We start from the raw sequence: 14,567 nt of genomic DNA, 5'->3' as shown, positions 1-14,567 counted from the left end.
ATTGTTTCATTGTGTAAAAGTTTTCAGGCTGCCTGAAATCGTGCTTATTCTGCGTTACAGTGTTTTTTGCTATTAAATTGTGATAGGATAAACAATTTTTGTTATTGTTTTTGCATTTCAAGGTTAATTCATGCAGCTCATGGGTTTTTTATTGGTTTTTGCTTGTTTATTTGTCGGCGAAATGGTGGTTTTTATCACAGGTTTACCCTTACCGCCAAGCATTATTGGGCTTTTACTTTTGTTTACTTTATTATCCAGCAAAAAAGTTAAATTGAATATGGTTCAGCCTGTGGCAAAAACCATGTTGGACTATTTGGCGTTTATGGTGGTACCTGCCTGCATTTCCATTATTCAATATTTAGACGTGATTCGTACTGATGCTTTTCCGATTGTTTTGAGTACGATATTGAGTACTTTGCTGGTGTTATGGCTAACAGGCAAAACCCATTCTTTTACGCGCCATGCATTGAAAAACCGTGCCAACAACGACAAAGGAGAACATGATGAATGAATGGACATCGGTGTTCAATAGCCCATATTGGTTGTTGTTTTTACTGTTTTTTTTATTTCAATTCAGTTTATGGCTGAAAAAACGCCTGAATTTGGCACTCATTAATCCTACTTTGATTACCACAGTAGGATTGATTGCTTATTTATTAGCAAGTAACACACCTTACGAGAAATTCAACGATGCCAGCCGTTATATTACCTTTTGGTTGCAACCTGCGGTGGTGTGTTTGGCCGTGCCTTTGTATGTGCAATGGCAGAAAATCAAATCACAATGGCTGGCAATTATGGTTTCACAAATCGTGGGCTGCGTGGTGGGCATTGCATCGGGTGTTTTATTGGCACTTTGGCTCGGTGGTAGTCAACAAGCTGCTTTATCGGTAGCAGCAAAATCTGTAACCATGCCGATTGCGATTGAAGTTACCCGCAATATCGGTGGTGTGGTGGGCATCAATTCTGCAACGGTATTGATTGCAGGCGTTTTGGGACAAATTGTCGGTCTGGCTTTTTTTGCCCTAACCCAAATCAAAAGTCCAATGGCACAAGGTGTCGCAATGGGAACGGCCTCACACGCTTTGGGCATTGCCAGTATCATGCACTTTGGGGCGCGTTATGTGGCTTATGGTACAGTGGGCTTGATTGTGAATGGCATTTTAACAGCGTTTATCGCACCTTTATTGGTGCCTGTGCTAATGAAAATGGCGATTTGAATTTTCAGGCAGCCTTAAAGACAATACGACAAAAATCTTTTAGGCTGCCTGGAACTTATCTTCTCTCTCGTTTGGAACGCAGACTTGCGAATTATTAAATTGATACCGCGTAGTTCAGATACTTGTATCCAACCTACGAAGAACTTGGCACATCTGCCAGATGGGAAAGAAACAGATGTGTCAAATTGTCGCGTTACGCAAACACAATCCGACCCGAAGCATAAATAATCTCATCATTGCTCAATTTAAACACGAGTTTGTCTTTTTCCACATCATATTGTAATAACACAGAAACCACATCATTTGGACGCAAAAACTGCTGATATTTCAAATTTTCCACACGCACAATCGAACGTTTTCCCCATGCAAAACGGGCAGCCAAATCCAACACCCATTGCAATTCAATTACACCAGGTACAAGCGGAAATTGGGCAAAATGTCCTGAAAAATATAATAAATCCAAAGGCACGCTCCCTGTAAAACACCAAGTATCAGGCTTTTCAGGCAGCTTGTGTTCTTTCCAAATGGGTTCGGTTTGTGGAGTGGTTAAGGCTGCCTGAAAATCAGCAGCAGCAATTTTGGCTTGTGCGTTACGTGGTAATGCACAAGCCAAACGCCAATAACGCGGTAAAGCAACGGCATCTTGTGTATCAGCAAGAAAACGCTTTAATTCTGCCAACACAGCCGCTCTACCGCGTTCGCGCAAAGCCACAATCCCAGTCTCATTCAATGCCAGCCAAACGGCAATGCGTTGATGCTTGGGATGTTGCCCACAATGTGCATCTGATAGCCATTCATGGCGCAACAATTCATGTTCAATCTGTGTGAGCGACACACGCTTATCTTCAAATTTTACGATGCGGTCTTTTCGTCCTAACAAAATAAACCCTTCTGCTTGCATTTCCGCCACATCAGCACTTTGCCACACGTCATCTATCCATGGTGATTGTATCGCCAACGCACCATCTGCATCTTGTTGTAACAGTACCTGTTCAAATGGCTGCCAGCATTTATCGTATTGACGCGCGGCCACCACACCTGTTTCAGTACTGCCATAAATTTCATAAGGACGCACAGCATGCTTCTCCAACAAATCTGCCGTATTTTCAGGCAGCGCACCGCCTGCGGACACTATACCAATCAAGCTGCCTGAAACCGCTTGCCAGTTGCGTGCTTCGCCCATGCGATTTAATACCGCAGGACTGACAATCCACACTGCTTGCTCTACTGATGCTGCTTCCAACAACAAATCTTCTGGATACACTGCTTGACGGCGCACAATTTGCCAGCCCATTGTCAGCGATAAGGCAAAACGGAATGTAAAACCATACATGTGTTGTGGCGACACGCTGCCAATCACACTTGCACCTTGTTGTCCGAATGGCATCACAGCTGCCAAAGCCAATGCTTCTGCTTGCATTTGTGCCACCGTCTTCACAACGATTTGTGCTACACCACTTGAACCCGAGGTTTTCAATACCGCCTGTGCAGACAAAGCTATGGCAAAGTCCTCAACCTGTGTGTCGGGTAAAGCGGTCAAACATTCAGGCAGCTGCCACACACGACCCTTATCTAGGCTGCCTGAAAATTGCACCACACAATCTGCTGAATCACTCAATACCATATCAGCCGTTTTCGCCCAATTCACATTCTCGTTTGCCAAATTCGGTAACAATAAAGCGCGCGCACCAGCATGCCAAGTTGCCAATAAAGCGCAGGTAAACCATGCTGCATCATCAAACCACAATGCCACAATTTGAATGTTCTGCGCTTTCAGGCTGCCTGAAAAATCAAGGCTGTGCCACAAATTTAGTAAATTCAGGCGATTGTTTCGTTTCAAAGCCATTTTCGGTTTTGATGATGAAAAACACCGCCAATTTGTGCCGTTCTGCAACGCGCATGGCTTCCGTTTCGCCTAACACAAACAAGCCAGTTGCCAAACCGTCTGCCGTCATCGCGCTGTCGGCAATCACACTGACCGATGCCAAATTGTGGCTAATCGGCTGTTGCGTGCGCGGATTAATGATGTGCGACAAGCGTTTACCGCGCTCATCGGTGTGGAAATTGCGGTAATCGCCCGAAGTCGCCAACGCACCATGCCCCAAAGATACCACAATTTGACTGTTTTGTTGTTGCGCTAAACTGGGCTGCTCTATGCCGACTGACCACGCTTTTCCTTGCAAATTTAAACCTTTGCCACGCAATTCGCCGCCAATTTCCACCAAATAATTTGCCACACCCAAAGTCTCTAAATGCGACGCAACTTTGTCCACACCAAAACCTTTGGCGATTGCCGACAAATCCACATACAAGCCGTCTACTTTTTTGGTGAGTGTGGCGAATTTGCCGTTTTCAGCGTGCTGAAAAATCAATTTATCTATACCAACCATTTGATTTATTTTTAATAATTCTTCGGTTGTAGGCGATTTGTTCACGGATTTGTCTGCGCCAAAACCCCACGCATTCACTAACGCGCCCAACGTAACGTCCAATGCACCTTCGGTTTGCGTATGTAAGCGCAAGGCTTCTGCCAACACGGTGGCAAAATCATTACCAATCGGCATGGCATCTGCGCTGGCGGGCATTTGGTTGAATTGGCTGATTTCTGAATTTTTGTCATAAGTGGACATTTGGCGATTAACTTCTTTCAGTAAATCATCAATTTGCTTTTGTACTTGTTGGCTGTTGGGCAATTTTTGATTGGGCTGAGTGATGTATTTAACGGTGTAAGTCGTCCCCATCGTTTTACCGTTGAGCGTGGTCATTTGGGCGGTGGGTTGAGATGGGGAACAGGCATTTAAAAGTATACCCATACACATCAATAGAATTAAGGATATGATTTTTTTCATATTTTTATTACTTAAACGGGATTAAAGGCTGCCTGAAACAGTTCAGGTAGCCTATTTTTATCTTTATTACTATTACTCGCCTTGCCAACGTTTGAATATCAGGGAAGTGTTCACACCACCAAAAGCAAAATTGTTATTGACCACATAATCGGTTTGAATATTGCGTCCAGCGTTACCACAAATGAAATCCACATGACCGCAATTTTCATCAATATGCGTCAAATTAAGGGTGGGTGCGAACCAAGCATCACGCATCATCTCAATGGAAAACCAACTTTCCAATGCACCACATGCACCCAACGTATGCCCGAAATAACTTTTTTGTGAGCTCATGGGCACGAAACCGAATACGTCTGCGGCAGCTTGGGTTTCTGCAATGTCGCCTTTTTCGGTGGCTGTACCATGCCCATTAACATAACCCACTTGTTCTGCACAAATACCTGCATCTTTTAATGCCAATTCCATACAACGTTGCATGGTATCTTTTTGGGGTTGGGTAACATGACTGCCATCGCTATTGGCACCATAACCCACAATTTCAGCATGAATTTTTGCACCGCGTGCTTGAGCGTGTTCCAAACTTTCCAATACCAAAATGCCTGCACCTTCGCCAATAACCAAACCATCTCGGTTTTTATCGTAAGGACGCGGTGTCAATTCAGGTTCTGTATTGCGACGACTGGCAGCGTATAAACTGTCAAACACATAAACTTGTGATGGACAAAACTCTTCGCCACCACCTGCCAACATACTGTCCCAATCTTCATCTTCCAAAGCAGGAAAAGCATTGTCTCGGGTTAATCCTGCATTCAATACCACACCATAATACGCGCCATGCTCTGCTACATCGGCAGTTAAAATCTCACGACAAGCGGCACGGTTTGCCACATCAAATTGCAAAACACGCACTTGCCTGCCTAAATCACGAATTTCCGCAGCCACCATTTCGGCTTCGCCAATGCGACTACGACAATGCAGCACAATATCCAAACCATCTTGTGCCAAAGCCAAAGCGATTGCTTTACCAATACCGCGATTAGAACCTGTGATTAAAACGGTTTTATTCATGTTGTCTCTTAAAAACGGATTTTTAAAAAGCTGCCTGAAACTTTTCAGGCAGCCAATTCAAATTAGATTTTGCACGCACCACCCGCACAACTATCGTCCTGCAAATCAAACTGTGTGTCATCTGCACCATCGCGTGTATTATGATAATACAATGTTTTCAAACCATATTTATATGCAGATAACAAATCTTTCAACATTTGGTTCATCGGCACACGACCACCTTCAAAGCGTTTGGGGTCGTAGCTGGTATTAGCAGAAATCGCTTGGTCCACAAATTTTTGCATCACACCAACCAATTTCAGATAACCCTCGTTACCGCCCATTTGCCACAACGTTTCGTATTGTCCACGCAAACGATCAATTTCGGGTACAACTTGTTTCAAAATGCCATCTTTGGACGCTTTAACCGTTACCAAACCACGCGGCGGCTCAATGCCATTGGTGGCGTTGGCAATTTGCGAACTGGTTTCACTGGGCATAAGCGCAGTTAAAGTACTATTGCGTAAACCATATTTTACAATATCCGCGCGTAACATTTCCCAATCTAAATGCAAAGGTTCAGTACAGAATTTGTCCAAATCCGATTTGTAAGTATCAATCGGCAAAATGCCTTGTGCGTAAGTCGTCTCGCGAAACAAAGGACATGCGCCATATTCTTTCGCCAAATTCACAGACGCTTTCAATAAATAATATTGAATGGCTTCAAAAGTGCGATGAGTTAAGCCAATTGCACTGTCATCACTGTATTTTGCACCGTTCTTCGCCAAATAATAGGCATAGTTAATCACACCCACACCCAAAGTGCGGCGATTCATGGTCGCTTTACGCGCCGCAGGAACAGGATAATCTTGATAGTCCAATAGTGCGTCCAAAGCGCGGACAACCAAATCACTTAATGCTTCAAATTCACCCAAATCATTGATTGCACCTAAATTCAATGCAGATAAGGTACACAAAGCAATTTCGCCCTTTTCATCATTAATATTGTCTAATGGCTTGGTGGGCAAGGCGATTTCCAGACACAAATTGGATTGACGCACAGGAGCAACTGTCGGGTCAAATGGGCTATGCGTATTGCAATGATCCACATTTTGAATATAGATGCGCCCTGTACCTGCTCGTTCTTGCATCAAACTGGAAAAAAGTTCTGCCGCAGCAACTGTGGTTTTGCGTATGCTCTCATCTTGTTCATATTGCACATATAGGCGTTCAAATTCATCTTGGTCGGCAAAAAATGCTTCATACAAACCTGGTACTTCATTGGGCGAAAATAAGGTAATGTTGCCGCCTTTAATCAAACGGGTATAGAGCAAACGATTGATTTGTACACCATAATCCAATTGGCGAATGCGGTTGTCTTCCACACCACGATTGTTTTTTAACACCAATAAGCTTTGTGCTTCAATGTGCCAAAGTGGATAAAACAATGTTGCTGCACCACCGCGTACCCCACCTTGTGAACATGATTTAACGGCTGCCTGAAACATTTTGAAAAACGGAATACAACCTGTATGACGTGCTTCGCCACCGCGAATTTCGCTGCCTAAACCACGAATACGACCACCATTGATACCTATACCTGCACGCTGGGAAACGTATTTCACAATCGCACTGGTTGTGGCATTGATGCTGTCTAAACTATCATCACATTCAATCAAAACGCAAGAACTAAATTGGCGTGTAGGTGTACGCACGCCTGCCATAATTGGTGTAGGCAAGGAAATCTTAAATAGCGAAACAGCATCATAAAAACGTTTCACATAATCCAAACGCGTGTTTTTGGGGTATTGAGCAAACAAACACATTGCCACCAAGATGTACAAAAACTGTGGACTCTCATAGATTTGCCCTGTAACACGATTTTGTACCAAATATTTGCCTTCCAGTTGTTTAACTGCGGCATAAGAAAAATTTAAATCGCGTTCATGGTTCAAATAGTCATTGAGTTCATTAAACTCTGCTTGGCTATAATCATTTAATAAATGCTTATCGTATTTCCCCATGTCCACCATTTTGCTGACATGAGCAAACAAGTGCGGTGGCGTGTAATCACCATAAGCGATTTTACGTAAATGAAACACCGCCAAACGTGCGGCAAGATATTGATAATCTGGCGTTTCTTCTGAAATCAAATCGGCGGCGGATTTAATGATGGTTTCATGAATGTCTTGGGTGCGAATGCCATTGTAAAACTGAATGTGCGACTTCATTTCCACCTGCGATACCGACACATGATTCAGTCCTGCCGCCGCCCATTCAATCACACGGTGGATTTTATCTAAATTGATGTTTTCCAAACGCCCATCGCGTTTGGTTACTTTGATTGTGCTGGTGTTCATGATGTGCTATCCAAAAATAATAAAAGGCAAAACGCGATTTCCGTGATTGCGGTGGCGTTTTGCGGTTCAATTTGATTGGGAGTAATGATACGTTTTTTTAGACGACCTGAACAGTCTTGACGAAAATATTTTAGATTTAAACACATGTTTTAAAATAAATTTTATTTACTTTAAAATACAAAAAATCCGCATAAAAAAGTAAATTTTTTATAAACAGCAGTTTACATCATACAACATTTTCAGGTAGCCTCAATCTCCCTTAAATTATTAGGCGACCAAACTCTTCTAACGCATTCCAATAACAGTTGTAGAGCAGGATCTTCGCCAAACTCGTCCAAATAAATGAAATTCAAAGGCAAACTTTGCTCAAATTCGTCCAAAATGGCAATCGCCTTACCTTGTTCCTGCGCAGCAAGTGCGGTATGTTTGGGCACCATTGCCAGACCCACACCGCTTGCTGCCAAATCAATAATAGTCTGTGGATAATCACAGATAATTTGTTTTTTTGGTGAGAGTTTATGATGATGCCAAAATTGTTTCAAATTTTTGTGGCTGCCTGAAATACCCGACATTTCCACCCATGTGTAGTGGTTTAAACTTTTGGGCAAGCCTGCTCGCAGATTTTTTTCGTCTTGCAATGGACAAATCAATGAATAAGCGATGTTTTCCAGAAAATGGGTTTGTAAACTGCGTTGTTCTAAATGCCCAAGAAAAAAACCACCATGTAATTTTTTCCCCAATAGACGACTGAGAATTTCGCCACTCATGCCATATTGGATGTGTAATTGAATATCGGGGTGTTTGAGCATGATGCAGTTGGTCAATTCGGTTACTTTATGTGAAGCAATCGGGTGAATCAAACCCAATTGTGCGCTGGCAGCAAAATGTTCTGACAGGCTTTTGGCGAAAACGTCCACACGGTGTTTGTGTTGCAATAAGGCCTCGGCTTCGGGCAACAGAACTTCGCCTGCTCGTGTCAGTTGCATACCATTATTCGTACGGACAAATAAAGGAGTACCCACGTCATTTTCTACGGCTTTAATCTGTGCCGAAACAGCAGGTTGTGAGAGAAACAGCTTTTCTGCGGCTTGGGTTAAATTGCGGGTATGCGCCACAGTAATGAATGCACGCAGTTGATTGATGTCCATAAGTTTCCTATTGATTTATTTGTGTAAATGCACCCAAAACAGCCGCGCATTCTATCATTGTTTTGCCTTTTGATGAAACCGTTATTGTGTCAACTTAATACTACCATCGCTTTTCAGGCAGCCTGATATTTCATGTAAACATGACATGAGACTGGCATCAATTCAACAACAATTCAGCATAAAACTGCTATTATCTCCGTTTTGACGATGCTGATTTTGTACCACAACCATGAAGCACTTTACCCTTTTTATCAAACGCAACAAAATGCTGCTATTTTTTTTGCTCATCATATCTTTATCAGTTGGAATATGGGCGTGGACAAATACAAATGCACACATTGATTCTGCAATACCACTAATTGAATCTGTACAACAAGAGTTGCCCCTTCCCTACACCGCTAAACCTGCCATCAATTCAGCTTACTGGCATGATGAAACAGTACAAACAGGCGACAATTTAAGTTTGGTACTAGAACGTTTGGGTATAAGCAAACACAATATTCAAACTTTTTTACAAAACAGCCCGATTGATACCCAAAAATTGCAACTTCAAGCAGGACAAATCATCAGCGTACGCATTGATGCCGAACAAGCAATCAGCAACATTCAGTTTTTCCACGATGATGATAACGGCGAACGCAATTTGATTGTCATTCAAAAAATAAAGGACAAATGGCAACTGCACACAGATACAGTCGATACCGTAACCCTACCATCATTGCGTTCAGCCATTGTGGGGACATCGGCATCAGGTGCAATGGCACGAGCAGGCATGCCTGTAGAAATTCGCACAACACTCAAAGAAATCTTTGCCGATAAAATCAATTGGGATAATTTACACGAAGGCGACCACATCAGCGTTTTATATGAAAGCCTGTATTTTCGTGGGCAAGAAGTCGCTACAGGCAATATTTTGGCAGCCGAAATAGAACACAATGGGCAAATTTTTCATGCCTATTATTTTGAACACAGCAACGGTAGCGGCACTTTCTACGATGAAAACGGAGCAGCCCTAAAAAAAGGTTTTGAAGGACAACCCATTGAACATTTCAGTCGCATCTCTTCACCTTATGGTATACGCGTTCACCCTGTTTTGGGTGTGGTCAAAATGCACACAGGCATAGACTACGCCGCCCCAATTGGCACAAAAATCCTAGCACCCAGCGATGGCACAGTTAGCTTCACAGGCTGGAAAGGCGGTTACGGTCATACCATTATGCTGACACACAACAATGGTATAGAAACCCTTTACGGTCATATGTCAGCATACATTAATGGTGTGGTAGTCGGCAAACACGTCAAAGCAGGAGATGTGATTGGTTTAGTGGGCAGCACGGGACGTTCAACAGGTCCACACCTGCATTACGAAGTCCGCATCAATGGACAACACGTCAATCCCGCCACCGTTGCCCTGCCCACACCACAACTTTCCATTCAGCAACGGGCTGCCTTAAAAAAATACCGCGAAGCAACAGACAACACACTCAAAACCGTGCGCGGTTTACCCGTTATGGTTGCACAACACGATTAAATGACCATTTGCGTCATTTTCAGGCAGCTTAAAACCACCTTATCAACCCAGAATTAGATTAATACCAACACAATACAAAGGCTGCCTGAAACCCATTATTTTGCTATCATATGCACTTCTTTTTTCAGGCAGCTTCCAACCATGTCCGTTTACACCAGCGTTTCCGATGAAGAAATGCGTCAACTGCTCACACGCTACCCACTCGGTCGTTTCAAATCCCTACAAGGCATCGCACAAGGCATTACCAACAGCAATTATTTTTTGCACACTACCGAAGGCAGCTATGTTTTAACCGTCTTTGAAACACTCAAAGCCGAAGAATTACCTTTTTTCATGGATTTAACCCGTCATTTAAGCAAAAATGGCGTAGCTTGTCCTGCACCCATTGCCCAGCACGATGGCAGTTTAACCACCACCTTATCGGGCAAACCTGCTTGCATTGTCAGCAAACTTTCAGGCAGCGACACATCATTTCCCACCGCCACACAATGTCGCAACACAGGTGCAATGTTGGCAAAAATGCACTTGGCAGGACAAAGTTTTGAGCAAAACATGAACAACCCCCGTCATGCCACTTGGTGGACACAATCCATGCGCGATTTATTGCCCATGCTTGCACACAAAGACGCACAATTATTGCAAGATGAAATCACATTCTTGGCACAAAATCCCGACACCGATTTACCCAATGGCATCATTCACGCCGATTTATTCAAAGACAATGTCTTATTAGATGGTGAACAAGTTGCAGGCTTCATTGACTTTTATTATGCCTGTAATGGCAGTTTCGTCTACGACATTGCCATTGCCGTAAACGACTGGGCACGCCGTGCCGACAATCACATTGACACCAACTTGGCACACGCATTTTTAGACGGCTATCAAAGTGTTCGCCCCTTAACCCAAGCCGAAAATGATTATTTACCAATTGCCTATCGTTCAGGCTGCGTGCGTTTTTGGGTCTCGCGCTTACTGGATTTCCATTTCCCTGCCGCAGGAGAAATGACCTTCATCAAAGACCCAGATGTTTTCCGCAATTTGCTTTTGGCATACCGAGAGGCTGCCTGAAAACCATATTCTTGAATTTTAAAGTCCAACCATGTCCCGAATTGCCCCTTTACCCGACCATTTAATCAACCAAATCGCCGCAGGCGAAGTGGTTGAACGCCCTGCCAACGCCTTAAAAGAAATTGTGGAAAACAGTTTGGACGCAGGTGCAAGCCAAATCCAAGTGGAACTGGAAAACGGTGGTATTAAACTCATTCGTGTCAGCGACAACGGCAGCGGCATTCATCAAGACGACCTCATTCTCGCACTTTCACGCCATGCCACCAGCAAAATCCGCAACTTATCCGATTTAGAACGCGTTGCCAGTATGGGATTTCGTGGCGAAGGTTTAGCAAGCATTGCTTCCGTATCACGCTTATTACTTATCAGTCGTACCCCAGATAGCCCTCACGCATGGCAAATTCGTGCCGAAGATGGCACTTTGGGACACATTACCGCTGCTGCTCACCCAGTTGGTACAACGATTGAAGCCGCAGAACTGTTTTTCAACACCCCAGCACGGCGCAAATTTTTGAAATCCGAAGCCACCGAATACGCCCATTGTGCCACCATGTTGGAGCGTTTGGCTTTGGCATATCCCGAAGTGGCATTCAGCTTGATACACAATGGCAAAACCATTTTTGATTACCCCACACACAATCAAAACGAACGCATTGCCGCTGTTTTGGGTAGCGATTTTCAGGCAGCCTGCCTGAATATTGCAGGTGAAAGTGGCAATTACCGTTTACATGGCAGTATTTCCAAGCCCACTTTCGCCAAAGGGCGCAGCGACAAACAATATTGTTTTGTAAACCGCCGTTTTGTACGTGATAAAGTCATGCTCCATGCAGTTAAACAGGCTTATCGTGATGTATTGCACCACCAAATCACACCTGCTTTCGCCCTATTTTTGGAAATGCCACCTGAAATGGTAGACGCCAATGTCCACCCAAGTAAAACCGAAATCCGCTTTCGCGATAGTCAAGCTGTACATCAACTGGTTTTTCACAGCTTAAACAAAGCCCTAGCTGATACACGCGCTGATTTAACCGACAGCATCAGCCATGCCACACATTTATTACATGACAAGTCATCTGTACTTTCAGGCAGCCTAAATCGTGATGACAACACAAATAACAAACCCTTCTTTTCAAATAGCATCAATGCCATCAATCAAACCCACTTTGCGGGCAGCCACCCACCCGTTGCCTATTCTGCCACACCCATTCGCACACCACAGCAACGCAGTTTAAGTTTGCGTGAAAGCCGTAAAGCCATAAACACTTACGCTGAACTGTATCGCAAAGACAATGAATTAGCCGAATATGAGCAAACAAGGCTGTCTGAAAGCCCCATGCAACCCGAGCCAATATACGATGCTGACCAAGAAGACTACCCTTTAGGTTTTGCCATCGCACAACTTTTGGACATTTACATTCTCGCACAAGCACACAATAGTCTGATTTTGGTGGACATGCACGCCGCCGCCGAGCGTGTCAATTACGAAAAAATGAAAGCCCAGCGACTTTCAGGCAGCCTATCAAGCCAGTCTTTACTGATACCGCCTGTATTTACCGCCACTCATGAACAAATTGCCGCTGCACAAGAATTTGCCGATATTTTACCGCAATACGGTCTGAAAGTGGCAATCCACAATGAAACCCAACTGGCTGTACTGGCTGTTCCTCAAATGCTAGGCAAAGCCAATCCCGAGCTTTTGCTACAAGATGTATTGCGAGAACTTACCGACAATGGCAGCAGCCAAACCATTGAAACATTAGAAAATCAACTGTTATCCACTATGGCATGTCATGGTTCTGTACGCGCAGGTCGCCGCTTAACGTTGCCTGAAATGAATGCCTTATTACGCGACATGGAAAACACACCACGCAGCAATCAATGCAACCACGGTCGCCCTACTTGGGTGCGTTTGAGTTTAGACGATTTGGACAAACTGTTTTTACGTGGACAATAAACCAAGCTGCCTGAAACATTTTTCAGGCAGCCTAATTATCTGTTTTATTGAATTGATTGTGTTTATAATCACGCTGTTTTAATTTTGTAAAACCCACCATGAAATACCATTTTGCCCCCCTGTTATTCACCTTATCTTTATTTGCAGCACCCAGTTTCGCTCAAAAAACCACATCTAACACACAATTAAACCATGTGCGTCAAGCCATTGAAGCAACACAAAAAGATTTAGATGAGAAACAAGCCGCACAAAAAGCCACCGAACAACACTTGGAACAAACCCGCTTGGCTTTAGAGAAAATTCAGCGCGAGTTAGAAGAACTCAATCGCCAACAACGAAATGCGTGGGAAAAACTACAAGAATTGCAAACCCGCTTAACCCAGTTGCAAACTGAAACCGCAGGTACAAAAGCCCAAGTATCGCGCTTACTGATTGCCAACTACAAAAACCGCCGTCCCAATGCGGTGGTACTGTTTTTGGAAAATGCCGACCCCAATCAAAAAAGCCGTTTTTTGAATTACACACGCTACATCAATCAATCCAATGAGCGCGTGCTGAAATTGCTTACCCAGCAACAAAACGAATTAAGCCAGCAAGAAACCGCCATCAATACCGAATTGGAACGTTTGCGCCAGCTGACTGTGGCGCAACAGAAAAAAATGCGCGAATTAGGTCAAAATCGCAGCAAAGCCCAAACCGTTAGTCGCCAACTCAATGCCGACATCACTCGTCAAAAAGCCCATTTAGACAAATTGCGTGAAGATGAGCAACGTTTAAGCAATGTGATTGCCGACATCAGCGCACGCCGTTCTGCTGAACGTCAAGCTCAAGCCAATGCACAAACCCAAGCAGCTCAACAACGCGCCCAAAATGCATCTCAACAAAATACCGACAATACCTCAAATCAAAACGATGCTTTAACTTTATCCGATAGCCAAACCATTTCTGAAAACAGCGGTTTAAGTCGCAAAAAAGGTCGTCTTCCCTTACCTACACAAGGCAAAATCAGCGGACGCTTTGGTGCAGAACGCGTCAGCGGTGGTGTATGGCGTGGTTTATTCATTGAAACCCCTGTTAGCGCAGTCAACAGCATTGCCGCAGGTAAAGTTTCCTATGCAGCCCCTTTAACAGGCTATGGCAACACCATCATCATTGACCATGGTGAGGGCTATATGTCGGTGTATTCAGGTTTAAGCAGCATCGCTATCAGCAATGGCAGCCACGTCAAAGCAGGACAAACTATTGGAAACAGTGGCAAATTGCCCGCAGGTGAAGAAGGCTTGTATTTTGAATTGCGACACCGCAATCAAGCCATGAATCCAAGTGGATGGGTCAAATAAATTTACCCTTTTTAAGCTGCCTGAAACCCAAATAAATATCAAACAATTAAATG

General features: G+C 43.9%; 11 protein-coding genes. 6 read left to right on the top strand and 5 right to left on the bottom strand.

The features are described 5' to 3' along the window. Positions 1–130 precede the first annotated feature (130 nt). Both Q4B82_RS02315 and Q4B82_RS02310 read left to right on the top strand, forming a co-directional pair. Entirely contained in the window at positions 131–511 is a 381-nt protein-coding gene (locus Q4B82_RS02315) for a CidA/LrgA family protein (RefSeq protein ID WP_303064817.1), read from the top strand. Beyond that, the gene (locus tag Q4B82_RS02310) at positions 504–1,217 is read left to right on the top strand and encodes an LrgB family protein (RefSeq protein ID WP_303064816.1); all 714 of its coding nucleotides are present in this window, start codon (positions 504–506) and stop codon (positions 1,215–1,217) included. The genes Q4B82_RS02315 and Q4B82_RS02310 overlap by 8 nt, the downstream gene beginning before the upstream one ends. Positions 1,218–1,410: 193 nt before the next feature. Here Q4B82_RS02310 and Q4B82_RS02305 read toward each other — a convergent pair whose 3' ends face one another. From Q4B82_RS02305 to Q4B82_RS02285, 5 genes are all read right to left on the bottom strand, one after another. Next, positions 1,411–3,063, bottom strand: a complete 1,653-nt coding sequence (locus Q4B82_RS02305; protein WP_303064815.1) for an AMP-binding protein — start codon at positions 3,061–3,063, stop codon at positions 1,411–1,413. After that, complete coding sequence (locus Q4B82_RS02300) at positions 3,008–4,066, bottom strand: FAD:protein FMN transferase (RefSeq protein ID WP_303064814.1); 1,059 nt, start codon at positions 4,064–4,066, stop codon at positions 3,008–3,010. Before Q4B82_RS02300 ends, Q4B82_RS02305 begins: the two co-directional genes overlap by 56 nt. A 72-nt stretch (positions 4,067–4,138) precedes the next feature. After that, positions 4,139–5,134, bottom strand: coding sequence for an SDR family NAD(P)-dependent oxidoreductase (locus tag Q4B82_RS02295; RefSeq protein ID WP_303064813.1), 996 nt, complete (start codon positions 5,132–5,134; stop codon positions 4,139–4,141). Between the two features lie 62 nt (positions 5,135–5,196). Continuing rightward, the gene (gene nrdA, locus Q4B82_RS02290) at positions 5,197–7,473 is read right to left on the bottom strand and encodes a class 1a ribonucleoside-diphosphate reductase subunit alpha (protein WP_303064812.1); all 2,277 of its coding nucleotides are present in this window, start codon (positions 7,471–7,473) and stop codon (positions 5,197–5,199) included. A 239-nt stretch (positions 7,474–7,712) separates the two neighbouring features. Continuing rightward, entirely contained in the window at positions 7,713–8,621 is a 909-nt protein-coding gene (locus tag Q4B82_RS02285) for a LysR family transcriptional regulator (RefSeq protein ID WP_303064811.1), read from the bottom strand. A 265-nt stretch (positions 8,622–8,886) separates the two neighbouring features. On the opposite strand from Q4B82_RS02285, the gene Q4B82_RS02280 reads away from it, so the two are divergent. From Q4B82_RS02280 to Q4B82_RS02265, 4 genes are all read left to right on the top strand, one after another. Continuing rightward, a complete protein-coding gene (locus Q4B82_RS02280; protein ID WP_303064810.1) occupies positions 8,887–10,152 on the top strand; it encodes a M23 family metallopeptidase in 1,266 nt (421 codons plus the stop codon). Between the two features lie 141 nt (positions 10,153–10,293). Continuing rightward, complete coding sequence (thrB, locus tag Q4B82_RS02275) at positions 10,294–11,220, top strand: homoserine kinase (protein ID WP_303064809.1); 927 nt, start codon at positions 10,294–10,296, stop codon at positions 11,218–11,220. Between the two features lie 31 nt (positions 11,221–11,251). Further along, positions 11,252–13,174 (top strand): DNA mismatch repair endonuclease MutL, encoded by a 1,923-nt coding sequence (gene mutL, locus Q4B82_RS02270; RefSeq protein ID WP_303064808.1) that lies wholly within the window; start codon positions 11,252–11,254, stop codon positions 13,172–13,174. Between the two features lie 98 nt (positions 13,175–13,272). Next, complete coding sequence (locus tag Q4B82_RS02265) at positions 13,273–14,514, top strand: murein hydrolase activator EnvC (RefSeq protein ID WP_303064807.1); 1,242 nt, start codon at positions 13,273–13,275, stop codon at positions 14,512–14,514. The last annotated feature ends 53 nt before the right edge of the window (positions 14,515–14,567 follow it).

Origin of the sequence: Alysiella sp., assembly GCF_030525755.1 — a bacterium.
Lineage (GTDB): Bacteria > Pseudomonadota > Gammaproteobacteria > Burkholderiales > Neisseriaceae > Simonsiella.
The sequence above is the reverse complement of the archived record's forward strand: the minus strand, read 5'-3'. Positions and strand labels throughout refer to the sequence as shown.